This is a genomic window from Hoyosella levis (assembly GCF_026008515.1).
Classification (GTDB): Bacteria; Actinomycetota; Actinomycetes; order Mycobacteriales; family Mycobacteriaceae; genus Lolliginicoccus; species Lolliginicoccus levis.
Genome location: NZ_BQYM01000002.1, coordinates 267,456 through 292,387 on the forward strand (window position 1 = coordinate 267,456; position 24,932 = coordinate 292,387).

Below are 24,932 nucleotides of genomic sequence, written 5' to 3' on the forward strand. Positions count from 1 at the left end.
GCTGCTGATGACGCGGCGAGCGGCGCTGGGCCCGCCGCTGGGACTGATACCGATACCGCGGCAACCGATACCACGGCGGCAGACCGCGACTGGTAGAGTCGCGGAAGCAGAACGACATCCTTTAACGATCCGTCCAGTGAGGCGGAGAAGGAGGCCTGGGTGAGCCCAGACGAATCGTCTGCAGCACCAGCCACGCAATCCGCACGCGCGGATGGGCGGGAGCTGCTGTCTGCTGCGGACGTGAAGCGGACGGTGGCGCGGATCGCGCACCAGATCATCGAGAAGACCGCTCTCGATCAGCCCCAGGGCACCCCCGTGATGCTCGTCGGCATCCCCACCCGGGGTACCACTCTCGCGCAACGCCTCGCGGATCGCATCAAGGAATTCTCCGGCGTCGAGGTTCCCATCGGGTCGCTCGATACCACCCTGTACCGCGACGATCTGCGCAACAAGCCGCATCGCCCCCTTGAGCGCACCTCGATGCCCGTTGGCGGCGTTGACAATTGCGTTGTCATCCTCGTCGACGATGTGCTGTTCTCCGGCCGCACCGTCCGCTCGGCGCTCGATGCGCTCCGGGATGTTGGCCGCCCGCGCGTGGTGCAGCTCGCCGTGCTCGTTGACCGTGGCCACCGCGAGCTCCCCATCCGCGCTGACTACGTGGGCAAGAACATCCCCACGGCCCGCGCCGAGGATGTCTCAGTGCTGCTGACGGAGCACGACGGGCAGGATGCGGTGGTGCTCCGGTCACCAGGAGCAGCCTGATGAAGCACCTGCTCAGCATCAATGATCTCAGCGTCGACGATGCCACCGGCATCCTTGACGAGGCGACCCGGTTCGAGCAGGCCCTCGCCGGGCGCGAGGTGCGCAAGCTGCCGACGCTGAGGGGCCGCACCGTCATGACGGTGTTCTACGAGAACTCGACGCGGACCCGCGTCTCCTTCGAGGTCGCGGGCAAGTGGATGAGCGCTGACGTGATCAATGTCGGCATCAGCGCATCGTCGGTGAGCAAGGGCGAGTCCCTGCGCGACACCGCGCTCACGCTGCACCGCGCCGGCGCCGACGCGCTCATCGTGCGCCACCCCGACTCCGGCGCGGCCCAGCTCATGGCGGGCTGGACCACCGCCAACGATGGCACCGGTCCCGCTGTCATCAACGCCGGCGACGGCACCCATGAGCACCCCACGCAGGCCCTGCTCGACGCCTACACGCTGCGCCAGCGGCTCGGAGGCCTCGACGGCCGCCGGATCGTGATCGTCGGCGATGTGCTGCACAGCCGCGTGGCCCGCTCCAATGCCCTGCTGCTGTCCAAGCTCGGCGCGGAGGTCATCCTGGTCGGCCCACCGACGCTGATGCCAGTGGGCGTGCACGAATGGCCCGTCACCGTCGGCTACAGCCTCGACGCCGAGCTCCCCGCGGCGGACGCCGTGATGATGCTGCGCGTGCAGGCCGAGCGCATGAACGGCGGTTTCTTCCCCTCCGCGCGCGAGTACGCCATCACCTACGGGCTCAACGAGCGGCGCCGCGCGATGCTGCCCGAGCATGCTGTAGTGATGCACCCCGGCCCGATGGTCCGCGGCATGGAGATCGGCTACTCCGTGGCGGACTCGCCCCAGTCCACGGTGCTCGACCAGGTCGCCAACGGTGTGCACGTCCGCATGGCCGTGCTGTTCCGGCTCCTGGTCGGGGTGGAGGAGAAAATATGACGAGCAATCCGACCATCATTCGAGGGGCCCGCCCGTACGGCGAGGGCGAGCCGGTGGACATCGCCATCGCCGACGGCGTCATTACCGCCATCGGTGCTGGCCTCGATCTTCCCAAGGGCGCGACCGAGATCGACGGCACTGGCAGGATCCTGCTGCCTGGGCTGGTCGACATGCACACCCACCTCCGCGAGCCAGGCCGCGAGGACACCGAGACCATCGATACGGGCTCCGCGGCCGCCGCCCTCGGTGGCTACACCGCGGTCTTCGCTATGGCCAATACCGATCCGGTCGCGGACAACGTCGTGATCACCGACCACGTGTGGCAGCGCGGGCAGGACGCCGGGATCGTCGATGTGCACCCCGTGGGCGCGGTAACCATCGGGCTCAAGGGCAAGCAGCTCACCGAGATGGCGGCGATGGCGAGCGGCAAGGGCCGGGTGCGGATGTTCTCCGATGACGGCGTGTGCGTCGAGGATCCGCTGGTCATGCGCCGCGCCCTCGAGTATGCGCGTGGCCTGGACGTGCTCATCGCGCAGCACGCCGAGGAACCTCGCCTCACCGTGGGCGCTGTCGCGCACGAGGGCCCGACCGCGGCACGGCTGGGCCTGGCCGGGTGGCCTCGCGCAGCGGAGGAAGCGATCGTCGCCCGCGATGCGCTGCTCGCCCGGGACGCCGGTTACCGCGTGCACATCTGCCATGCCTCCACCGCGGGCACCGTCGAGCTCGTCAAGTGGGCGAAGGCCCAGGGCATCTCGCTGACCGCCGAGGTGACGCCGCATCACCTGCTGCTCGATGACTCGCGGCTCGAGACCTACGATGCCGTCAACAAGGTGAACCCGCCGCTGCGCGAGCGGTCCGACGTCGAGGCACTGCGCGCGGGGCTCGCGGCCGGGATCATCGACTGCGTGGCCACCGACCACGCGCCGCATGCCGAGCAGGACAAGTGCTGCGGGTTCGCGCACGCCCGGCCAGGCATGCTGGGCCTGCAGACGGCCTTGTCGATCATTGCCGAGGTGATGGTCAAGCCGGGCCTGCTGACCTGGCGCGAGGTGGCGCGCGTGATGAGCGAGCGGCCCGCGGAGATCGTGCGGCTGCATGATCAGGGCCGGCCCATCGAGGTGGGGGAGCCAGCGAACCTGGTGCTGGTCGATCCGGACGCGCGCTGGACCGTGCGCTCCGACGAGTTCGCGAGCATCTCGCGCAACAACCCCTTCGAGGGCCTGGAGCTGCCGGCGCGGGTCACGATGACCATGCTGCGCGGCCGCGTCACGGCACGCGATGGCGAGGTGATCCCGCGATGACCCGGCTCGTGCTGACCGTCGCGCTGTTCGCGGTCTGGGCACTCCTGGTGTGGCTGATGATCCGCGCGTGGCGACGGCGCGGGGAGCTGCAAGAGGGCATCGTCGGAGCGCTCGCCCCCGTGCCGGAGACGCTTGGCGATCCCGTGCTGGGCCCGAGCCACGGCCTCTACGTGGGCTCGACGCTCGCGCCGTCGTGGATCAACCGGGTCGCCGTGGGCGACCTGGGCGACCGGGCGAACACCGACCTGCTCGCTTTCGAGGAAGGGGTGCTCCTCGCGCGGCAAGGTGCGTCCGATGTGTGGATCCCCCGGGACCAGGTCCTCGGCCTGCGCACCGAGCGCGGACTCGCCGGCAAGGTCATGACCAAGGACGGGCTCCTCGTCATCCGCTGGCGCACCAGCACCGGGGCGGAGATCGACAGTGGCTTCCGGGCCGTCGACAAGAACGAGTATCCGAAGTGGATGGCGCTCTGGCAGCACGATTCCGGACCGACCACCGGATCGACCACTGGATCGCCCACTGGGCCATCCAGCAGTGACGGCACGACAAGCAGCCCCGCGGCACCTGATGACCCGGCCGCGCGGGAAAACAATGGGACCAACGGAAAGAACGGTGTAGACGGGTGAGCGAAGCAGCTCTGGTCCTCGAGGACGGCAAGATCTATCGGGGCCGTGCGTTCGGGGCGGAAGGACAGACCCTCGGCGAGGCGGTGTTCAGCACCGGGATGACCGGCTACCAGGAGACATTGACCGATCCGAGCTACCACCGGCAGATCGTGGTGGCCACGGCTCCGCAGATCGGAAACACTGGCTGGAACCTGGAGGACAGCGAGTCCTTCGGCTCGCGTGGCTGCGAGTCAGCCGGCCCCGCCGGCAAGATCTGGGTGGCCGGCTACGCCATCCGCGAGGCCACACGCGTGGTGTCGAACTATCGCGCGAGCCACAGCCTGCAGGAGGAGCTCGAGCTGCAGGGCATCGTCGGCATCCAGGGGATCGACACCCGTGCCGTGGTGCGCCACCTGCGCAACTTCGGCGCGATGCGCGCTGGCGTGTTCTCCGGCGCGGAGCTCGCGAGCGATGAGGACCTCCTCGACCGCGTCCGCAACCAGCCGTCGATGCTCGGTGCTGATCTCTCCGCCGAGGTATCCACCGCCAGCACGTACGTCATCGAGCCCGACGGCGCTCCCCGCGCCACCATCGTCGCTGTCGATCTCGGTATCAAGACCAACACCCCGCGCATGCTCGCCCAGCGTGGCGTGCGCGTGCATGTGGTGCCGAGCTCGGTCAGCCTCGAGGACATCCTCGAGCTCGAGCCAGACGGCGTGTTCCTTTCCAACGGGCCGGGCGACCCCGCGACGGCGGATGGCGCGGTGCAGCTGACCAAGGCAATCCTGGGCCAGCGCCTGCCACTGTTCGGCATCTGCTTCGGCAACCAGATCCTGGGCCGCGCGCTCGGGCTGGGCACCTACAAGATGAAGTTCGGCCATCGCGGCATCAACATCCCGGTCATCGATCACGCCACCGGCCGGGTCGCCATCACCGCGCAGAACCACGGGTTCGCCCTCGAGGGCGAGGCAGGCCAGGAGTTCGACACCCCCTTCGGGCGGGCCGTGATCAGCCACACCTGCGCGAACGACGGCACCGTCGAGGGCGTGCGCCTGCTCGATGGATCCGCGTTCTCCGTCCAGTACCACCCCGAGGCCGCGGCGGGCCCCCACGACGCCGCGTACCTGTTCGACCAGTTCGTCACGCAGCTCGACACCGCATCGGCCCAGAAAGGCACCGCGTAATGCCCCGCCGCAAGGATCTCCAGCATGTACTCGTGATCGGCTCCGGCCCGATCGTGATCGGCCAGGCATGCGAGTTCGACTACTCGGGCACGCAGGCCTGCCGCGTCCTCAAGGAAGAGGGCCTGCGCGTCACCCTCGTCAACTCGAACCCGGCGACGATCATGACGGACCCCGAGTTCGCTGACGCCACCTATGTCGAGCCGATCACCGCGGAGTTCGTCGAGAAGGTCATCGAGCGCGAGGCCGCCGAGGGCCACCCCATCGACGCGCTGCTCGCCACCCTCGGTGGACAGACCGCCCTGAACACGGCCGTGGCGCTGCACGAGCGCGGCTCGCTCGAGAAGTACGACGTCGAGCTGATCGGTGCCGATTTCGAGGCGATCCAGCGTGGCGAGGACCGCCAGAAGTTCAAGGACATCGTCGCCAAGATCGGCGGGGAATCCGCCCGCTCCCGCGTCTGCTACACGATGGACCAGGTCAACGACACCGTCGACGAGCTCGGCTTCCCTGTCGTGGTGCGCCCCAGCTTCACCATGGGCGGGCTTGGCTCCGGCCTCGCCTACAACCAGAAGGACCTCGAGCGGATCGCCGGCGGGGGCATCAACGCCTCGCCGACGGCGAACGTGCTCATCGAGGAATCCATCCTCGGCTGGAAGGAGTACGAGCTCGAGCTCATGCGCGACGGCCGCGACAATGTCGTGATCGTCTGCTCGATCGAGAACCTCGACCCAATGGGCGTGCACACCGGTGATTCGATCACCGTGGCGCCCGCGATGACCCTCACCGATCGCGAGTACCAGCACATGCGGGACGTGGGCATCGCGATCCTTCGCGAGGTCGGCGTGGACACCGGTGGCTGCAACATCCAGTTCGCCATCAACCCGGAAGACGGCCGCCTGATCGTCATCGAGATGAACCCGCGCGTCTCCCGCTCCTCCGCGCTCGCATCGAAGGCCACGGGCTTCCCGATCGCCAAGATCGCCGCCAAGCTCGCCATCGGCTACACGCTTGATGAGATCGTCAATGACATCACCCGGGAGACCCCCGCTAGCTTCGAGCCCACCCTCGACTACGTCGTGGTCAAGGCGCCGCGGTTCGCGTTCGAGAAGTTCCCCGGCGCCGACGCGACACTGACCACCACGATGAAGTCCGTCGGCGAGGCCATGTCGCTCGGCCGTAGCTTCCGCGAGGCCCTCGGCAAGGTCCTGCGCTCCATGGAGACCAGCGCCGCTGGATTCTGGACCAGCCCCGACGATCCCGCGCTCGACACCCTCGACGCTGTGCTCGACAACATCCGCACCCCGCTCGAGGGACGCATCTACCGCGTCGAGCAGGCACTGCGCATGGGGGCGACCGAGGAGCAGGTCTTCGAGGCCACCAAGATCGATCCCTGGTTCATCTCCGAGATCGCGGCCCTGCTCGACCTCCGCGAGGAACTGCTCGCCGCGCCGGTCCTCGACGAGCACCTGCTGCGCCGCGCCAAGAACTCCGGGCTGTCCGACCGCCAGATCGCCGCGCTGCGTACCGAGCTGGCCGGGGAGGAAGGTGTCCGCACGCTGCGCCACCGGCTCGGCGTGCGCCCCGTCTACAAGACCGTCGATACCTGTGCCGCCGAGTTCGAGGCGAAGACGCCGTACCACTACTCCACCTACGAGCTCGATCCCGCCGCGGAGAGCGAGGTGGCTCCCCAGGCCGAGCGCGCCAAGGTGCTCATCCTCGGTTCCGGGCCCAACCGCATCGGCCAGGGCATCGAGTTCGACTACTCGTGCGTCCACGCCGCGCTCACGCTCACCGAGGCGGGGTACGAGACCGTCATGGTCAACTGCAACCCGGAGACCGTCTCCACCGACTATGACACCGCGGACCGCCTGTACTTCGAGCCGCTCACGCTCGAGGATGTGCTCGAGGTCTACCACGCGGAGTCCCAGTCCGGCACCGTTGCCGGGGTGATCGTGCAGCTGGGCGGGCAGACCCCGCTCAAGCTCGCCGAGAAGCTCGAGAAGGCAGGAGTGCCGATCGTGGGCACCACGCCCGCCGCGATCGACCTCGCGGAGGACCGCGGCGCGTTCGGCGAGGTGCTCAACGCCGCCGGGCTTCCCGCCCCTCGGTTCGGCACCGCGACAAGCTTCCCGCAGGCCCGCGCCGTCGCCGCCGATATCGGCTATCCCGTGCTGGTGCGGCCGTCGTACGTGCTGGGTGGCCGCGGCATGGAGATCGTCTACGACGAGAAGTCCCTCGAGGACTACATCTCGCGGTCGACCGAGCTCACCGCCGATCATCCGGTTCTCGTCGACAAGTTCCTCGACGACGCCATCGAGATCGACGTCGACGCGCTGTGCGACGGCACCGAGGTATTCATCGGTGGCGTGATGGAGCACATCGAGGAGGCTGGCATCCACTCCGGCGACTCGGCGTGCGCCCTGCCCCCGATCACGCTGGGCCGCTCCGACCTCGAGACCGTGCGCCGCTCCACCGAGGCCCTCGCCGCCGGGATCGGCGTGAAGGGTCTGCTCAACGTGCAGTACGCGCTCAAGGACGATGTGCTGTACGTGCTCGAGGCCAATCCGCGGGCAAGCCGCACCGTCCCCTTCGTGTCCAAGGCGACCGCGGTGCCGCTCGCGAAGGCCGCCGCGCGCGTGATGCTCGGCGAATCCATCGCGGAACTGCGCCGGGCGGGGATCCTCCCGGCCGAGGGCGATGGCGGCACCATGCCGGTGAACTCGGCGATCGCGGTCAAGGAAGCCGTGCTGCCGTTCAACCGCTTCCGTCGCGCGGACGGCACCGGTGTCGATACGCTGCTCGGCCCCGAGATGAAGTCCACCGGCGAGGTCATGGGCATCGACGCCGACTTCGGTACCGCGTTCGCCAAGAGCCAGGCCGGAGCCTACGGGCCGCTGCCCACCGAGGGCACCGTGTTCGTCTCGGTCGCCAACCGGGACAAGCGCTCGCTGATCTTCCCCGTCAAGCGCCTCGCCGATCTTGGGTTCACGATCCTCGCGACCCGGGGCACCGGGGAGATCCTGCGCCGCAACGGCATCCCCTGCACCGAGGTGCGCAAGCTATCGGGCGAGACGCTGGCCGAGGGCGAGCGCACGATCGTCGACCAGATCCGCGACGGCGAGGTCGACATGATCATCAACACCCCCTACGGCAACTCGGGCCCCCGGGTCGATGGCTACGAGATCCGCAACGCGGCCGTGGCCACCTCCACCCCGTGCATCACCACCGTGCAGGGTGCCGCGGCGGCCGTGCAGGGCATCGAGGCGCTGCGGCGCGGTGACATCGGTGTGCAACCGCTCCAGGTGCTGCACAAGGTCCTGCGCGGATGAGCGGCACCGCGGGGGATCCTCGCGGACGGCGCTCCTTCGGGGAGAGGCTCTGGAACGCCACTGCCGAGCGGGGCCCGCTGTGCGTGGGCATCGACCCCCACGCGGCGCTGCTCGAGCAGTGGGGGCTCGCCGACGACGCCGAGGGGCTCGCGCGCTTCAGCGACATCTGCGTGGAGGCGTTCGGCGGCATCGCGGCCGTGGTCAAGCCACAGGTGGCGTTCTATGAGGCGCACGGCTCGGCCGGGATCCGCGTCCTGGAGAACACGATGGGGGCGCTGCGGGAATCTGGTGCTCTCGTGCTCGCGGACGCCAAGCGCGGGGACATCGGCTCGACCATGGCGGCCTACGCGCGCGCCTGGCTCGATGATCGCTCGCCGCTCGCCGCGGACGCCGTGACAGTGTCGCCCTATCTCGGGCTCGGCTCGCTGGAACCGGCCCTGGCCCTCGCGAGGGCCACCGGGCGCGGGGCATTCGTGCTCGCCGCCACCTCCAATCCGGAGGGCGCATCGGTGCAGCGTGCCACCACCGCGACGGGCAGGACGGTCGCCCAGGGCATCGTCGATGAGGTCGCCGCGCTCAATGCCGGGGCCGAGCCGATGGGCTCGATCGGCGTTGTCGTCGGCGCGACGCTCGGCGACGTGCCGGACCTCTCCGGCCTCAGCGGCCCGGTGCTGCTCCCGGGCGTGGGGGCCCAGGGCGGCACCGCGGCGGATGTCGCACGGATCCTCGGCCCAAGCGCCCGGCTTGCGCTTCCCGCTGTCTCGCGGGATATCCTCAGGTCAGGGCCATCGATCGGGGCGGTTCGTAATGCAGCGCTACGCATGATCGAGCAGTTCCGGTTCCTCGCTAGCGCCTAGGGAGTGGCCTGCGCCACACTGATCGGTGGTGTGGCCCGCCGAAAATAACGATATTTCGTGTTTTCCCAGCGTGTCGTGGAGCGAGGGCGCATTGTGCCCGGTCAGCGCGGTATGGTCGATGCGCGTTTCCAAGCGCGCGAGACCGCCACGCTGGACCAGGATAGAAGTATCCGATGCGGCCCGGTGTGTACGGTCGCTCCCGCCGCGTCCTCGCGGCGGGATACATGAAGGCAGATGAGACGGAGGAATCGTGGCCCTTCCCCAGTTGACCGATGAGCAGCGTGCTGCAGCCTTGGCCAAGGCGGCAGAAGCTCGCCGGGCGCGGGCAGCGCTCAAGGAGCAGCTCAAGCGTGGCGGAACTGACCTCAAGCAGGTGCTCGCCGACGCTGAGACCGACGAGATCCTCGGCAAGATGAAGGTTTCCGCACTGCTCGAGGCCCTGCCCAAGGTAGGCAAGGTCAAGGCAAAGGACATCATGACCGAGCTCGAGATCGCTCCGACCCGCCGCCTGCGCGGACTCGGTGATCGCCAGCGCAAGGCCTTGCTCGAGCGTTTCGACTTCGAGGCCTGAGAGCCTCGTGATCGCTGTCGTGAATGATTCATCATCCTCGCGACCCGGATCGAGCTCGGCAGCGCGGCGAAGGGGTCGGCCAGTTGTGCTGGTCGGCCCCTCGGCCGTTGGCAAGTCGACAGTGGTCAAGCGATTGCGCGAGAAGATCCCCGACCTGTGGTTCAGCGTGTCCGCGACGACGCGGGCACCGCGGCCCGGCGAGGTCGACGGTCATGACTACCTCTTCGTCAGCCGTGCGGAGTTCGACCGCATGATCGAGGATGGCGAGCTCCTCGAGTGGGCGGACATCCATGGCGGCATCCAGCGCTCGGGAACTCCGCGCAAGCCCGTCGAGGAGGCCGTGGGCGCGGGGCTGCCCGTGCTGATCGAGGTCGATCTTGTTGGCGCGCGCGCCATTCGCGAGACCATGCCCGGCGCCGCGTTCGTGTTTCTCGCCCCGCCGGACTGGGAGACACTGGTCGCCCGGTTGCGTGGGCGCGGCACCGAATCGCCCGATGTGGTGGAGCGGCGCCTGCGGACCGCGCGGACCGAGATCGCTGCCCAGGACGAGTTCGACCATGTAGTGATCAACGACGACGTGGAACGTGCGGCCTCCGAGTTGGTATCGTTGCTGACTGGGCCGTAGGCGCACGCGCGTTTCGTGTGTTCCTGCTGGTGCCGTGCACCGGTGCCAAGAGGGACATGCAGTCCCTGCGGAGCGCTTGATGAGTGGACCGGGCGATTTGGCCTGGATCCACGTGATGAGGAGATTGTGTGACTGTGAACCAGACGGCGGCCGCTAGCGGTACCCCGATGTATGACCCCCCGATGGGCCTGACCAACCCGCCGATCGATGAGCTCCTTGACCGGGTCTCGTCGAAGTACGCCCTTGTGATCTTCGCGGCCAAGCGCGCGCGCCAGATCAACGATCACTACAACCAGATCGGCATGGGCATGAACGAGTATGTGGGCCCGCTCGTCGACCCTGGCCTGCATGAGAAGCCGCTGTCGGTGGCGCTGCGGGAGATCCACGGCGATCTTCTCATCCACAACGAAGGCGAATAGCGAGGTCCGCCGTGTCGGCGACAGGAACCAGCGCGCGGGATGATCATTCGGCGCCCAAGCGCGTCGTGGTCGGAGTTTCGGGCGGCATCGCGGCATACAAGGCATGCGCCGTGATCCGCTATTTCGCTGAGTGCGGGCACTCGGTGCGCGTGATCCCGACGGAGTCGGCCCTGCAGTTCGTGGGCGCCGCGACGTTCGAGGCATTGTCGGGCAATCCGGTCACCACGAGCGTCTTCCAGGACATCCCGGATGTGGCGCACGTGATGATCGGCCAGGAGGCCGACCTCATCGTCATCGCGCCAGCGACGGCTGACCTCATGGCAAGGGCGGCGCACGGTCGCGCTGATGACCTGCTCACCGCGACCCTGCTGACCGCCCGCTGCCCGGTGCTGATGGCACCGGCGATGCACACCGAGATGTGGGAGCATCCCGCGACGGTCGACAACGTGGCCACGCTCCGTTCCCGCGGGGTAGTCGTGATGGAGCCCGCATCCGGCCGCCTGACCGGGCGCGACTCCGGGCCGGGACGGTTGCCGGAGCCCAGCGAGATCAGTGGGCTTGGCGCGATGCTGCTCGAGCGGCCTGACTCGCTGCCGCGTGATCTCACGGGCTGCTCGGTAGTGGTGAGCGCCGGCGGCACCCGGGAGCCGCTCGATCCAGTCCGGTTCCTCGGCAACCGTAGCTCGGGCAAGCAGGGCTACGCGCTCGCACGCCTCGCGGTGCAGCGGGGCGCGCGGGTGACGCTTGTCTCGGGGGTGACCGCCGATCTCGAGCCGCCCGCGGGCGCGCACGTGATCCAGGTGACCACCGCCGAGCAGATGCAGGATGCGGTCCGCGCCCATGCCGAGACCGCGGATGTCGTGATCATGGCCGCCGCGGTGGCGGACTACAGGCCCGAGTCGGTGGCCGAGAGCAAGATCAAGAAGGTCCAGGACGAGCCCGCGACCATCGCCCTGGTGCAGAACCCCGACATCCTCGCCGGGATCGTCGAGCAGCGCGGCTCGGGCGACCTGCCCGCCACGCGTGTCATCGTGGGATTCGCCGCCGAGACCGGCGATGAGCATGGCGATGTCCTGACTCACGCGCGCAGCAAGCTGCAGCGCAAGGGGTGCGACCTGCTGGTCGTCAACGCGGTGGGGGAGGGCAAGGCCTTCGAGGTCGACTCGAACATGGGCTGGATACTGCGCGCCGATGGCGGGGAATCCGCATTGCCGTTGAGTTCGAAGAACCTTATGGCAAGCCGGATTCTCGACGCGGTGGGAACCCTGCTCTTCACGATGTAGCAGCCATGTTGGGTTCCACTGCTCCCACGCCGTCCTGGAGCGGTCGTAATTGGTATCGGCTCACCGCAGGATCGGCTTGCTCCGCTACTGTCGGATATCGCGCATACCCGGCGAGAACCTGGCGCCATACAAATGAGAGGGCACAAACGTGAGTGCGAGAAGTCGCAGGCTATTCACCAGCGAATCAGTGACCGAGGGTCACCCTGACAAGATTTGCGACGCCATCAGCGATTCCATCCTCGATGCGATCCTCAAGGAGGATCCCCGAGCACGCGTCGCGGTCGAGACACTGGTCACCACTGGCCAGGTGCATGTCGCCGGCGAGGTGAGCACCCGTGCCTACGCGGACATCCCCACGATCGTGCGCGAGCGTGTTCTCGAGATCGGCTATGACTCCTCCTCCAAGGGATTCGACGGCAACTCCTGCGGCGTGAACATCGCGATCGGCGCCCAGTCCCCCGAGATCGCCCAGGGCGTCGACAACGCCTACGAATCGCGCGTCGAGGGCCTCAGCGAGGACGACCTCGATCGCCAGGGCGCCGGAGACCAGGGCCTGATGTTCGGGTACGCCTGCCTCGATACCCCCGAGCTCATGCCACTTCCTATCGCGCTGGCGCACCGCCTCGCTCGCAGGCTCACGGAGGTCCGCAAGTCCGGCATCCTTCCCTACCTCCGGCCCGACGGCAAGACGCAGGTCACCATCGAGTACGACGGCGAGAAGCCCGTCCGGCTCGATACCGTCGTCGTTTCCACCCAGCACGCCGCGGACATCGACCTCGACAACCTGCTCACCCCCGATATCCGCAATCATGTGGTCAACGCGGTTCTCGCGGAGATCGATGTGCCCAGCCTCGACACCTCCGAGGTGCGGCTGCTCGTCAACCCCACGGGACGATTCGTGGTTGGTGGACCGATGGGAGATGCCGGCCTGACCGGGCGCAAGATCATCGTCGACACCTACGGCGGCATGTCCCGGCACGGTGGTGGCGCCTTCTCCGGCAAGGACCCCTCGAAGGTGGACCGCTCAGCGGCATACGCCATGCGCTGGGTAGCCAAGAACGCGGTCGCCGCGGGCCTCGCCGAGCGGATCGAGGTGCAGGTCGCCTACGCCATTGGCAAGGCTGCCCCCGTCGGATTGTTCGTCGAGACATTCGGGACCGAGAAGGTCGACCCCGTCATCATCCAGGACGCGATCACCGAGGTGTTCGACCTCCGGCCAGCCGCGATCATCCGGGATCTTGACCTGCTGCGCCCCATCTACGCGAAGACCGCCGCATACGGCCACTTCGGGCGCACTGATATCGATCTGCCGTGGGAGCAGACCGATCGGGTCGAGGAGCTTCGCAAGGCCGCGGGCCTCTAGGCCCGAGCGATCAGGATACGGGGGAGACGGAGGCCACCAACTGGAGCGACAGGCCGCGGCCGCGCTGCCGATCGCGCAGGTGCTGCCGCTTCTCGAGGTTCCCCATCTCGACCGCGAGTTCGACTACCTCGTGCCCGCGGAGCTTGACGCGCACGCGCAACCTGGAGTGCGCGTGCGCGTTCGCTTCTCCGGCCGCCTTGTCGACGGATTCATCCTGGCCCGCATCGAGCAGAGCACGCACGAGGGCAAGCTCACCTGGCTGAACAAGGTCGTCTCGCCCGTTCCGGTCCTGCCCCCGGACCTGCTGGCGCTCGTCGAGCGCGTGGCGCGCCGCAATGCCGGGACACGGGCCGATGTGCTGCGGCTCGCCATTCCGCCCCGGCATGCCCGGGCCGAGAACGAGGATCCACCGGCGAGCGTCAAGGCGGCGATCCCCGAGCCGCCCGTCGGCGCGTGGCAACGCTACGAGCACGCCGACTCCTACCTCGCGGCGCTCGCCGCCCACCAGCCCGCGCGCGCCGTATGGAACCCTGTCCCCGGCGAGCAATGGTGGACGCGCCTCGCGGAGGCCGCTGCCACCGCTGCTGCCGCAGGCAGCGGAGTGATCGTCATCGTGCCGGACCAGAACGACCTTGATCGCGTCGGCGCGGCGTGCACGACGGTCATCGGTGACGAGCATGTGGCCATACTGGCGGCGGGGCTGGGCCCCACCGAGCGGTATCGGCGCTGGCTAGCCGTCCTCCGCGGCGACCGGCGCGTGGTGGTCGGTACCCGCAGCGCCATCTTCGCTCCCATCCACGACCTCGGCCTGATCATCCTGTGGGACGACGGCGATGATTCGCTCTGGGAACCGCGTTCCCCCTACCCGCACTCGCGTGATGTCGCCGTGCATCGGGCGCACCTCGCTGGCGCTGGCCTTCTGCTCGGGTCGTTCTCCCGGACCTGCGAGGCGCAGTTGCTGGTCGAGACAGGCTGGGCGCATGCCCTCGTCGCCCCCCGCGAGGCGGTGCGCCGCGCCGCGCCGCGGGTGGTGGCGCGGGCCGATAGCGATATCGCGCTGGAGCGGGATCCGGCCGCGCGGGCGGCGCGCATCCCAGCTTTCGCCTTCCAGGCAGCCCGCGCCGCGCTCGACCGGGGCGAGCCGGTGCTCATCCAGGTGCCACGTCGCGGCTACCTTCCGGCCGTGGCCTGCCAGGATTGCCGGGACCAGCTGCGCTGCCGTCGCTGCGCGGGCCCGATGGAGCTCCGGCAGCGCGACGGGGCCTACTCCTGCCGCTGGTGCGGCACGGCCGAGCAGCAACCACGCTGCAGGCGCTGCGGGTCAGTGAAGGTGCGCGCCACCGTGATCGGCGCGAAGCGAACGGCGGAGGAGCTCGGGCGCGCGTTTCCCGGTGTCGCCGTGATCACCTCGACCGGCGGGGAGGGCGCGCCGGAGGTGGGCCCTGGCGCGGCACTGGTCATCAGCACGCCAGGGGTGGAGCCTCCCGCCACCGATGGCTACGGTGCCATCCTCCTGCTTGATGGGTGGCTGCTGCTCGGCCTCGCGGACCTGCGCGCCGGCGAGATCGCGCTGCGCAAGTGGATGGCGGCGGTAGCGCTCGCCCGCCCCGCCTCGATGGGCGGCGTGGCCGCGGTGATGGCGGATCCCGAGAATGCCGTGGTGCAGGCGATGGTGCGGTGGGATCCCGGTGGTTTCGCGGCGGAGGAGCTGCGAAGCCGCGCCGAGGTCGGTTTCCCGCCGGCGGTGCGGATGGCGGTGATCGATGGCACGCATGCCGCGGTATCGGCGTTCCTCGCGGCGATGCAGATGCCGGAGGGCGCCGAGGTCCTGGGGCCCGTGCCGCTGCCGTGGACGGCGCGCCCGCCGGTGATCGGCGAATCGGTGCGCGAGGAGGGAGATGTCGAGCGCATCCTGGTGCGGGTTCCGCGGACGAGGGGGGCGGAGCTTTCCGATGCGCTGCGGGCGGCGCAGGCGGTGTGCAGCTCGCGGCGGGAGACGTCTGCGGTGCGGGTGCAGATCGACCCCTTGAACATCGGCTAGCGGCACTCTGGAGCGTGCCGATCCTCGAGGGACGGGATGTCCGAACGGTATCGGCTATTGATTAATGACCGGTCACGATATATCGTGAGTGTAACGACATATCGAAGGGAACTTTTCATGCGCCACGAGCACCGCAACTCCACCCACAGGGGATCGCGCCACCCGCGCCGCCAGGACCGCCCCCCGGGCCTCCATATCGAGGGCTTCCAGCGCGGCCAGGGACTCATCCGCATCGGCGTGCCGGCACGCAAGGACCGCAATCGCCGCGGCGACGTCCGCGCTGCCATGCTCCTGCTCCTCGCCGAGCAGCCGATGCACGGCTACCAGCTCATCCAGGAGATCGAGACCCGCAGCGAAGGGGCATGGAAGCCCAGTCCCGGCTCCATCTACCCCGCGCTCGCCCAGCTCGAGGATGAGGGAATCGTCCAGATCGACAAGATCAGCGGACGCAAGACAGCCAGCCTCACTCCGAAGGGCAACACCTATATCGACGACAACCGCGCCACCCTCGGCGACCCGTTCGCCCTGGACACGACCCCCGCCGGCAGCAGTGGCCGCGAGATCCGCCAGCTCGCGAGGCTGCTCGGCGCCGCTGCCGGTCAGGTCGCCGCGGTGGGCACGCCCGCCCAGCGCGATGAGGCAGCGCAGATCCTCACCGACGCCCGCAAGAAGCTCTACCGCATGCTCGCCGGCGAGGAGTAGCGGGCCGGAGCTGGGTCGGCTGCCTCGGTGACAGCCGGGCCCGCCCGCCAAGCCGGGCCCAGACGCCAAACGCGATAGAAGCTGCAGCCAACACGGCGTGTCTCACCGGCGTGCCGGGCAGCTTCTATCGCGTTTGCGATGAGTGCGCGCGCAGCGAAGCTACAGGCTCGCGACGCCTGGCTCGAGGAAGCGCTTGCCGTTGACGGCCTCGGAGGTGCCGGTGCGATCGAGGTACGGGGTGATGCCGCCGTTCCAGAACGCGAAGCCGCCACCGAGGATCATGCACAGGTCGATGTCCTGGGCGGCCGCCACGACGTTCTCGTCGAGCATCAGCTGGACCTCCTCGGCGAAGGCGCGGCGTGTCCGGTCAAGGACCTGCTCCGCGGTCGAGGGGCTGTCGCCCTGGGGCCAGAGGTCCGCGACCTGCGGATCGACTACCTGCTTGCCGCTCTCGTCGTTGGCCCAGATGGACTTGAGGCCGGCGTCGACGATGGCGCGCAGGCCGGGGGAGTCCTTGAACCGGTCGGGCGCGTACTCGGAGAGGGTCTCGCCGGTGTGCAGCGCAACGGCGGGACCGACCAGCCCGAGCAGGGCGAAGGGCTTCATGGGCATGCCAAGCTCGGTGATGGCGACGTCTGCCACATCGAAGGGGGTGCCTTCGTCGACGGCATTCATGACCTCGCCGAGGGTGCGGATGAGCAGCCGGTTGAACACGAACCCGGGCAGGTCAGCGACGAGCACCGCGGACTTCTTCAGCGACTTGGCGGTCGCGAACGCGGTAGCCAGTGTCACGTCGTCGGTCTTGTCGCCCTTGATGATCTCGAGCAGGGGCAGCACGGCGACGGGGTTGAAGAAGTGGAACCCGACAACACGCTCGGGATGCTTGAGCTCGGCGGCCATCTGGGTGATCGAGAGCGACGAGGTGTTCGTCGCGAGGATGGTGTCCTCGGCGATGTGGTCCTCGAGCTCGGCGAAGATCTTCTTCTTCAGGTCGAGGTTCTCGAAAACGGCCTCGATGACGAAGCTGGTGCGCGCGAACGCCGCCTTGTCGAGCGAGCCGGTGACCAGCGCCTTGAGCCGGTTGGCGGCGTCGGGGGAGAGGCGCCCCTTGCCCTGCAGCTTGTCGATCTCGCCGTGGACGTATTCCAGCCCCTTGTCGATGCGCTCCTGGTCGATGTCGGTCATGATGACCGGGACCTTGAGCTGGCGGGCGAACAGCAGGGCGAGCTGGGAGGCCATGAGGCCGGCGCCAATGATGCCCACGCCGGTGATGGGCCGGGCGAGGGACTTGTCGGGCGCCCCGGCGGGCCGCTTCGCACGGCGCTGCACGAGGTCGAAGGCGTAGAGCCCGGCCCGCAGCTCGTCGCTCATGATGAGGTCAGCAAGAGCCTCATCCTCCGCAGCGAATCCCTTCGCGAGCGAGTCGGGATCGTTGATGTCGGTGTCCTTGGCAAGCGCGAGAAGCTCGAGCGCGCGAGCAGGTCCGGGGGCGAATCCCTTGGTCTTGGCGTCGACGAACTTGGTGGCGCGAGCGAGGGCTTCGTCCCAGCCCTGGCCACGGTCGATCTCGGGACGCTCGGGGGTCGTCTCGCCGTTGATGACGGAGGCGGCCCAGCGCAGCGACTGCTCGATGAAATCGGCGGAGTCGAGCACCTCGTCGAAGATGCCGAGCCCGGCGGCCTGCTCGGGCTTGAGCATCTTGTTGTTGCTCAGCGCGTTCTCGAGGATCACGGTGACCGCGTTGGCGGGCCCGATGATGTTGGGCAGCAACTGCGTGCCGCCCCAGCCGGGCACGAGGCCGAGGAAGCACTCGGGCAGCGCGATGGCCGCGGCGCTGCGGGAGACGGTGCGGTAGTGGCAGGCGAGCGATACCTCGAGTCCACCGCCCATGACGGCGCCGTTGACGAACGCGAATGTCGGGATCGTCGCGTCGCGGAGGCGCTTGAACACCTTGTGGCCGAGCTGCCCCATCTCGAGGGCGAGGCTGCGGTCGGTGATGGTGGGAACGCCCTTGAGGTCGGCGCCGACAGCAAAGATGAAGGGCTTGCCGGTGATCGCGATCGCGGTGGGGCTCGCGTCGAAAGCGGTGTCGAGAGCGGCGTCGAGCTCGGCGAGGCCGGTGGGTCCGAAGGTGGACGGCTTGGTGTGATCAAACCCGTTGTCGAGGGTGATCAGCGCGACCTTGCCGGAGACGCCGGGGACGTCGATGAGGTTGGTGTAGGCGTGGGTGACGACTTCGTCGGAAAATGCGGAGGCGAGATCAGTCATGCGTGGTTATGCCTTCTCTCCGGTGTAGTTGGGGTTCTCCCAGATGACGCTGCCGCCCATGCCCATGCCGATGCACATCGTGGTCAGGCCATAGCGCACATCGGTGCGTTCCTTGAACTGGTTGCTGAGCTGCGTCATCAGGCGCACGCCCGAGGACGCGAGGGGGTGGCCGCACGCGATGGCGCCGCCCCAGGGGTTGACGCGCGAATCGTCGTCGGCGATGCCGAAGTGCTCGAGGAAGGCGAGCACCTGCACGGCGAAGGCCTCGTTGATCTCGAACAGCCCGATGTCGTTGATGGTCAGGCCGGTGCGGTCGAGCAGCTTCTCGGTGGCGGGAACGGGACCGATGCCCATGACGGCGGGATCGACGCCCTTGAAGGAGAAGCCGACCATGCGCATGCCGATGGGCAGGCCAAGCTCGGTGGCGGTGTCCTCGCCGGCGATGATCGCGGCGGTAGCGCCGTCGTTGAGGCCCGCGGCATTGCCCGCGGTGATGCGGCCACCGGTGCGGAACGGCGTCTTGAGGCTGGCGAGATCCTCGAGGGTGGTCGAGGGGCGGGGCGGCTCGTCAGCGGTGGCGTAGCCCCAGCCGGTCTCGGCGTGGCGGGTGGCGATCGGAACGAGGGTCTGGGCGATCTTGCCGGCGGCGCGCGCGGCCTCGTACTTCTGCTGGCTGCTGATGGCGTAGGCGTCGGTGCGGTCCTTGGTGATGGTCGGGAACCGGTCGTGCAGGTTCTCGGCGGTGTTGCCCATCACGAGGGCGCTCGGGTCGACGAGCTTGTCCGCGAGGAAGCGGGGGTTGGGGTCCACGCCCTCGCCCATGGGGTGGCGGCCCATGTGCTCCACGCCGCCAGCGATGGCGAGGTCGTACTGGCCGAACCCGATCGCGCCCGCCGTGGTGGTGACGGAGGTCATCGCGCCCGCGCACATGCGGTCGATGGAGTAGCCAGGCACGGTCTCGGGAAGGCCAGCGAGGATGGCGGCGGAGCGGCCGATGGTGAGGCCCTGGTCGCCGGTCTGGGTGGTCGCGGCGATCGCCACGTCGTCGATGCGGTCGGTGGGCATCTGGGGATTGCGGCGCACGAGCTCGCGGATGCAGTTGACGATCAGGTCATCGGCACGGGTCTCGGCGTAGATGCCCTTCTTGCCTGCGCGCCCGAAAGGCGTACGGATGCCGTCGACGAAGACGACGCTCCGGTAATTGGTGGTGGATGCCACGCGGTGTTCCTCCTGGTGGAGTTGGGCTATTGGCTGGAACATCCCCACTCTAGATCCCCGTCTGGAACCGTGGGCCGGGAGCCGGGTACCTGAATGCAGCAGTTTCGTTCGGCTCCGGTCCCAATTGTGCGTATTCTCGAATCCGTTTGCACCATGATTGCCCCCTTTTCGGTGGGCGGCTCGGAGGTTGGCATGGGAATCGGGCACGCATACTGGCGGCAGTCCGCCATGATCACCGCTGCGATCATGGTCGCCCTTTCCGTGCTCGCCGCCCAGCAGGCCCCGGCCCAGCCAGTCCCAGCCCAGCAAGCCCCGGCCCAGCAGGAATCAACCCAGGAAGCGGCCAGCGCGGTCATGCCGACCGTGACGGGGCCCTTCCAGCCCACTCCCATTCTTGCCAAGCGCGCGGACAAGGCCAACCCGGGCCTCGCGCCGGAGGGAGCCAACGATTTCGCCTGCCGGCCTGGGGATCGGTCCCCCGTGCTGCTCGTGCACGGCACGGACGCCTCTGCCTATAGCGACTTCGCGTCGCTCGCGCCCCGGCTGCGCCTCGAGGGGTACTGCGTGTTCGCGCTCAACTATGGCGTTGGCGAGCCAGGGCTCGACCTGAGCCCCACGAGCGGGCATGATGTGCCAACCTACGGAACAGCGGACATCAGGAGCTCGGCAGCCGAGGTCGCCGATGCCGTCCAGCGGATCCAGCGCGCGACCGGAGCGAGCACCGTCGATCTGGTGGGATTCTCGCAGGGCGCCAATGTCGCCCGGTACTACACCAACAAGCTCGGCGGCGCGCGGCACGTCGATGCGTGGATCGGCATCGCGACCCCCACCTATGGCAATGGCGCCTTCTCCACCATCACCGCGATCCCCGGCGCGCCGGAGCTGCTGGCCGAGGCGCTCGCCCCGGCCCTCGTCCAGCAGATCGAGGGGTCGGACTTCCTGCGCGAGCTCAACTCCCCGGTCGACACGGTCGCAGGGGTTTCCTACACCACGATCAACACCCGGCACGACGAGGTGATCCAGCCCCTGCAGAACGCGGCGCTGCGCGGACCGGGCGCGCGCGGCATCATCCTCCAGGACCTGTGCCCCCTCGACATGAGCGGGCACTTCCAGTTGCTCTACAACCTGACCGTTCACGACCTGGTGCTCGGCGCGCTCGATCCCCGGCACGAGCCGAGCGCCGCATGCCAGATGATGGCGCCCGGCGTGGGCCTGGTGGAGACCTTCGTCGCGAGCAACAGCTGAGCGAAGTTCGCGGCCGGGCGCCAGATCAATAGACTGGTCCAGTCGAACGACCATCCACCACCAGAGGGAGATCCATGCGGCTCGTCTTCGCAGGCACCCCCGAACCGGCAGTGCCGGCCCTGCGCCGCCTGATCGAAAGCTCCCGCCACGAGGTGGTGGCCGTGGTCACGCGCCCCGACGCGGCCGCCGGACGTGGCCGCCGCGCGCGCCGGAGCCCGGTGGGACAGCTCGCCGACGAGCATGGCATCCCGGTGCTCGCCCCGCACCGCCCCTCGGATCCCGGGTTCCTGGAGCAGCTCAGGGCTATCGGCCCCGATTGCTGCCCGGTCGTGGCCTACGGCGCGCTGCTGACCCGCGAGGTCATCGAGATTCCTCGCCTGGGCTGGATCAACCTCCACTTCTCCCTGCTGCCGGCCTGGCGCGGGGCCGCGCCCGTGCAGGCCGCCATCGCCGCGGGTGACGGAATGACCGGCGCCACGACATTTCGCATCGACGAGGGCCTCGATACCGGCGACGTGCTGGGAACGATGACCGTGCGCATCCGCCCGACCGACACCTCCGGCGTGCTGCTCGAGCGGCTCGCAAGCGCGGGCGCGGTGCTGCTCGAGCACACCATGGACGGGCTCGAGGACGGTGCGCTGACCGCCCTTCCACAGCCAACCGATGGCATCTCGCACGCCCCGAAGGTCACCGTCGAGGCGGCACGAGCGCGCTGGGACCAGCCGGGCCATATCGTGGACCGGCACATCCGCGCCATGACACCCGCACCGGGCGCGTGGACCATGGTCGGTGACCTGCGCGTCAAGATCGCCAGCGCAGGCGTGGACGAGGCCACGATCCTTGCTCCGGGCGAGATCCGAGCGACCAAGAACACCGTGCTCGTGGGCACGGCCACCGGAGCGCTACAGCTCGACACCGTACAGCCCCAGGGCAAGAAAGCCATGCGCGCCGCCGACTGGGCTCGGGGCGCGCGACTCGCAGAAGGAGCGACCGCTCAGTGACTCCCTCCGAACCATCCAGGCACGGGCCCGCCCACAACCCGCGGCGCGGTGGCAGGGGAGGCAGCAGGCCTGGTCCCAAGCCCCCGCACCGCGAGTCCGGGCGCCGCGGTCCAGCCCGGGCCGAGCCGCCTGCCGATGCCGCGCTGGACCCCGCCCGGATAGCCGCCCGCGATGTGCTGCGCGCGGTCCGTGATCGCTCGGCCTACGCGAACCTCATGCTGCCGAAGCTGCTCCGCGATCGCCGGATCACCGGCCGCGATGCAGCCTTCGCCACCGAGCTCACCTATGGCGCATGCCGCGCGCAGGGACTGCTCGACGAGATCATCGCTGCCGCCGCGGGCCGGCCCGCGGCCGAGATCGACGGCACGATCCTCGATATCCTCCGGCTCGCCGCCTACCAGCTGTTGCGCACCAGGGTGGCGCCGCATGCCGCGGTGAGCACCGCCGTCGCGATGGCCCGGACCGAGGGCGGCGAGCGCATCACCGGCTTCGTCAACGCGGTGCTGCGCCGGGTCTCGGAGAAGACCGAGGAGCAGTGGGTCGCGCAGCTCGCGCCGACCGATCCGATCGGCCGGGCCTCGTTCACCCATGCCCACCCGCGCTGGATCGGCCAGGCCTTCGCTGACGCTCTCGGCGCGAGCGCCAACGAGATCGATGAGGCGCTCGCCGCCGACGACGCGCGGCCCACGATCCACCTCGTCGCCCGGCCTGGCGAGATCACTGGCGAGGAGCTCGCTCTCATCACCGGGGGCACGGAGGGCACCTACTCGCCGTATGCCGCATACCTGGAGTCGGGCGATCCTGGAGACCTCGATCCGGTCCGCGAGGGCCTCGCAACGGTGCAGGACGAGGGTAGCCAGCTCGTGGCGCTCGCGGCCCTGCGCGCACCGGTCTCCGGGGCTGACGGGGGACGCTGGCTGGATCTCTGCGCGGGCCCGGGCGGAAAAGCAGCACTGATGGGCGCGATCGCCGCGATCGATGGCGCCCGGCTCGACGCGGTCGAGATCTCCACGCACCGGGCCGAGCTGGTCCGCGCCTCCGTGAAGGGGCTCCCGGTCGCTGTCCTCGAGGCCGACGGCCGGGACAGCGGCCTCGAGCCAGGCTATGACCGCGTTCTCGTCGATGCCCCGTGCACGGGCCTCGGCGCGCTCCGCAGGCGGCCGGAAGCACGCTGGCGCAAGCAATCCAGCGACGTGGCGGAACTGGCACGGCTCCAGCGGGAGCTCCTTGATGCCGCGATCGATCTCGTGCGGCCCGGCGGGATCGTGGTGTACTCGACGTGCTCGCCACATGTGGCAGAGACGATCGGTGTTGTCTCCCAAGCGATCCGCAAGCGTGGCGTCGAGGCGATCCCCGCGGGCGAGGCGCTGCCCGAGGTGCCCCGCGCTGCTGCTGGCCCTGCAGGCGAGTTCGTGCAGCTGTGGCCGCACCGGCACGGGACCGATGCGATGTTCATCGCTGTGCTGCGCAAGCCCGAGTAGCCGCGCCTGGCTCTTGGCGGGGCCGCTAGCTCGCTGGGCGGGGCGTGGCCGAGCGGCGTACTATCGGCCCGGTGCGAGACACCGACATGCCCCCGGCGGTACCAGAGGCGCGGGTGCATGCCTTCCGCGATGACGCGCTTGGCGATCACGATGCGGTAGGGATCGCCGCCGCGATCCGGGATGGCAGCATCTCCGCGGCCGAGGCGGTCGAGGCCGCGATCTCGCGTGTCGCCGAGGTCGAGCCCCGCCTTCATGCCTTGCAGCTCGCGGACTTCGAACGTGCCCGCGAGATGGCGCGCATGCTGCCGCCTGGAGCTCCCGGTGCTCTCTCGGGCGTGCCCTCGATGCTGAAGGACAACGTCAATCTCGCCGGGCAGCCGACCACGCGGGGATCGCTGGCCGTTCCGGCGCGCCCCGTCCGCCATACCGATCGCTTCGTCGAGCAATACCTGGCGGTGGGGCTGGTGCCGCTCGGCAAGTCGCGCCTGCCCGAGTTCGGCTTCAATGCCTCCACCGAGTTCGCTAGCTCCGAGCCCACCCGCAATCCCTGGAACCTGGATTACTCGGCCGGAGCTTCCTCGGGCGGCGCGGCAGCATTGGTTGCCAGCGGCGCGCTGCCCATCGCCCATGCCAACGACGGCGGCGGCTCGATCCGCATCCCGGCCGCCGCGTGCGGGCTCGTCGGGCTCAAGGCAAGCCGCGGCCGCATGCGCACCGAGCCCGTGCAGGACGCGCTGCCCGTCCGCATCATCTCCGATGGCGTGGTCGCTCGCTCCGTCCGTGATGTCGCCGCCTTCCACTCGGATGCCGAGCGCGTGTTCCGCAACAAGTCGCTGCCGCCCATCGGGGATATCCGCGCGCCGGGCGAGCAACGGCTGCGCATCGGAATCGTCATCAACTCCGTGGTGGACCGCGCCACCGATCCCGAGACAGCGAGCGCGGTGCGCGGGACCGCGGACCTGCTCGCCGGCCTCGGCCACCACGTGAGCGATGCCACCCTGCCGGTGGGGCCCGGATTCGCGCGGGACTTCGTGCACTACTGGGGAATGCTGTCGGTGATCCTCACCGCCCCCGGTCGCTGGATGCATGGCCGCGAGTTCAACCGGGCGCGCCTCGATCCGCTGACGCTCGGGCTTGCCCAGCGGTATTGGCGCGAGGCGTTCCACACCCCGGCTGTATTGCGTCGCCTGCGTGGCACGTCCGCGGTGGTGCAGGAGTGGTTCGAGCCGTGGGACATCGTGCTGAGCCCCGTGGTGGGCCACACAACGCCACCTATCGGGTACCTCTCGCCCAACCATCCCTTCGAGGAGCTGATCGAGCGGCTGCAGACCTATGTGTCCTTCACGCCGCTCAACAATGCGGCCGGGAACCCCGCGATCTCGCTGCCCGCTGGCACGACCAGCGATGGCAGGCCGATCGGCGTGCAGCTCTCCGCCCCGCTCGGAGGGGAGCGAGCACTGCTGGAGGTGGCGATGGAGATCGAGCAAGCGAGGCCGTGGCGGCGCATCCAGGCTGGCTAGTCGCTGGCGCATCGGCGCCTGGCCGTTGCCGCGGTCGTGGTGAGACCCGGCCGTGGTGAGCCCCCGACGTGGTGAGCCCCCGACGTGGTGAGACCCGGCAAACGCGATAGAAGCCGTGGAAATGGCGGGGTAGTTTCTATCGCGTTTGATAGTTTCCCGTGCTTTTGTCCCTGGTTCGGTTCCCGCCCGACGGCTCCGCCCGCGTCACCCGCCAGC

General features: G+C 69.0%; 20 protein-coding genes. 18 read left to right on the forward strand and 2 right to left on the reverse strand.

All coding sequences use genetic code 11. The features are described from left to right. Positions 1–159: 159 nt before the first annotated feature. The 14 genes from pyrR to QC765_RS03475 all read left to right on the forward strand — a co-directional run bounded on the left by pyrR (position 160) and on the right by QC765_RS03475 (position 15,983). The gene (gene pyrR, locus QC765_RS03410) at positions 160–762 is read left to right on the forward strand and encodes a bifunctional pyr operon transcriptional regulator/uracil phosphoribosyltransferase PyrR (RefSeq protein WP_278313005.1); all 603 of its coding nucleotides are present in this window, start codon (positions 160–162) and stop codon (positions 760–762) included. Then, positions 762–1,703 carry an aspartate carbamoyltransferase catalytic subunit gene (locus QC765_RS03415; protein ID WP_278313006.1) on the forward strand — a complete coding sequence of 314 codons (942 nt, stop codon included), beginning with the start codon at positions 762–764 and terminating at the stop codon, positions 1,701–1,703. The genes pyrR and QC765_RS03415 overlap by 1 nt, the downstream gene beginning before the upstream one ends. Beyond that, positions 1,700–3,004 carry a dihydroorotase gene (locus QC765_RS03420; protein WP_278313007.1) on the forward strand — a complete coding sequence of 435 codons (1,305 nt, stop codon included), beginning with the start codon at positions 1,700–1,702 and terminating at the stop codon, positions 3,002–3,004. Before QC765_RS03415 ends, QC765_RS03420 begins: the two co-directional genes overlap by 4 nt. Beyond that, entirely contained in the window at positions 3,001–3,630 is a 630-nt protein-coding gene (locus QC765_RS03425) for a PH-like domain-containing protein (protein ID WP_309297288.1), read from the forward strand. Before QC765_RS03420 ends, QC765_RS03425 begins: the two co-directional genes overlap by 4 nt. Beyond that, a complete protein-coding gene (gene carA / locus QC765_RS03430) occupies positions 3,627–4,793 on the forward strand; it encodes a glutamine-hydrolyzing carbamoyl-phosphate synthase small subunit (protein WP_278313008.1) in 1,167 nt (388 codons plus the stop codon). Before QC765_RS03425 ends, carA begins: the two co-directional genes overlap by 4 nt. Then, a complete protein-coding gene (gene carB / locus QC765_RS03435) occupies positions 4,793–8,122 on the forward strand; it encodes a carbamoyl-phosphate synthase large subunit (protein WP_278313010.1) in 3,330 nt (1,109 codons plus the stop codon). Before carA ends, carB begins: the two co-directional genes overlap by 1 nt. Further along, positions 8,119–8,979, forward strand: a complete 861-nt coding sequence (pyrF, locus tag QC765_RS03440) for an orotidine-5'-phosphate decarboxylase (RefSeq protein WP_278313011.1) — start codon at positions 8,119–8,121, stop codon at positions 8,977–8,979. Before carB ends, pyrF begins: the two co-directional genes overlap by 4 nt. A gap of 250 nt (positions 8,980–9,229) precedes the next feature. After that, positions 9,230–9,550, forward strand: coding sequence for an integration host factor, actinobacterial type (gene mihF, locus QC765_RS03445; protein WP_149359800.1), 321 nt, complete (start codon positions 9,230–9,232; stop codon positions 9,548–9,550). Positions 9,551–9,569: 19 nt separating this feature from the next. Continuing rightward, positions 9,570–10,175 carry a guanylate kinase gene (gmk, locus tag QC765_RS03450; RefSeq protein WP_278313012.1) on the forward strand — a complete coding sequence of 202 codons (606 nt, stop codon included), beginning with the start codon at positions 9,570–9,572 and terminating at the stop codon, positions 10,173–10,175. Between the two features lie 167 nt (positions 10,176–10,342). Next, positions 10,343–10,594 carry a DNA-directed RNA polymerase subunit omega gene (rpoZ, locus tag QC765_RS03455; RefSeq protein ID WP_149360104.1) on the forward strand — a complete coding sequence of 84 codons (252 nt, stop codon included), beginning with the start codon at positions 10,343–10,345 and terminating at the stop codon, positions 10,592–10,594. 11 nt (positions 10,595–10,605) lie between these two features. Beyond that, positions 10,606–11,877, forward strand: a complete 1,272-nt coding sequence (gene coaBC / locus QC765_RS03460; protein WP_278313013.1) for a bifunctional phosphopantothenoylcysteine decarboxylase/phosphopantothenate--cysteine ligase CoaBC — start codon at positions 10,606–10,608, stop codon at positions 11,875–11,877. A 148-nt stretch (positions 11,878–12,025) separates the two neighbouring features. After that, complete coding sequence (metK, locus tag QC765_RS03465) at positions 12,026–13,240, forward strand: methionine adenosyltransferase (RefSeq protein WP_278313014.1); 1,215 nt, start codon at positions 12,026–12,028, stop codon at positions 13,238–13,240. A gap of 79 nt (positions 13,241–13,319) precedes the next feature. Further along, on the forward strand, positions 13,320–15,281 hold the full coding sequence (locus tag QC765_RS03470) for a primosomal protein N' (protein WP_278313016.1): 1,962 nt from the start codon (positions 13,320–13,322) through the stop codon (positions 15,279–15,281). A 117-nt stretch (positions 15,282–15,398) separates the two neighbouring features. Beyond that, positions 15,399–15,983 carry a PadR family transcriptional regulator gene (locus QC765_RS03475; RefSeq protein ID WP_278313017.1) on the forward strand — a complete coding sequence of 195 codons (585 nt, stop codon included), beginning with the start codon at positions 15,399–15,401 and terminating at the stop codon, positions 15,981–15,983. A gap of 159 nt (positions 15,984–16,142) precedes the next feature. Here the strand turns inward: QC765_RS03475 and QC765_RS03480 are convergent, their stop codons facing one another. Both QC765_RS03480 and QC765_RS03485 read right to left on the reverse strand, forming a co-directional pair. Next, complete coding sequence (locus tag QC765_RS03480; protein WP_278313018.1) at positions 16,143–18,251, reverse strand: 3-hydroxyacyl-CoA dehydrogenase NAD-binding domain-containing protein; 2,109 nt, start codon at positions 18,249–18,251, stop codon at positions 16,143–16,145. Between the two features lie 6 nt (positions 18,252–18,257). Next, on the reverse strand, positions 18,258–19,469 hold the full coding sequence (locus QC765_RS03485; protein WP_278313019.1) for a thiolase family protein: 1,212 nt from the start codon (positions 19,467–19,469) through the stop codon (positions 18,258–18,260). Positions 19,470–19,622: 153 nt separating this feature from the next. Between QC765_RS03485 and QC765_RS03490 the strand changes: the two genes are divergently transcribed. From QC765_RS03490 to QC765_RS03505, 4 genes are all read left to right on the forward strand, one after another. Further along, complete coding sequence (locus tag QC765_RS03490) at positions 19,623–20,714, forward strand: esterase/lipase family protein (protein ID WP_278313020.1); 1,092 nt, start codon at positions 19,623–19,625, stop codon at positions 20,712–20,714. 74 nt (positions 20,715–20,788) lie between these two features. Further along, positions 20,789–21,715, forward strand: coding sequence for a methionyl-tRNA formyltransferase (gene fmt, locus QC765_RS03495; RefSeq protein WP_278313021.1), 927 nt, complete (start codon positions 20,789–20,791; stop codon positions 21,713–21,715). After that, the gene (locus QC765_RS03500; protein ID WP_373876648.1) at positions 21,712–23,196 is read left to right on the forward strand and encodes an RsmB/NOP family class I SAM-dependent RNA methyltransferase; all 1,485 of its coding nucleotides are present in this window, start codon (positions 21,712–21,714) and stop codon (positions 23,194–23,196) included. The genes fmt and QC765_RS03500 overlap by 4 nt, the downstream gene beginning before the upstream one ends. Positions 23,197–23,282: 86 nt before the next feature. Then, positions 23,283–24,716, forward strand: coding sequence for an amidase (locus QC765_RS03505; protein ID WP_278313132.1), 1,434 nt, complete (start codon positions 23,283–23,285; stop codon positions 24,714–24,716). Positions 24,717–24,932 lie beyond the last annotated feature (216 nt).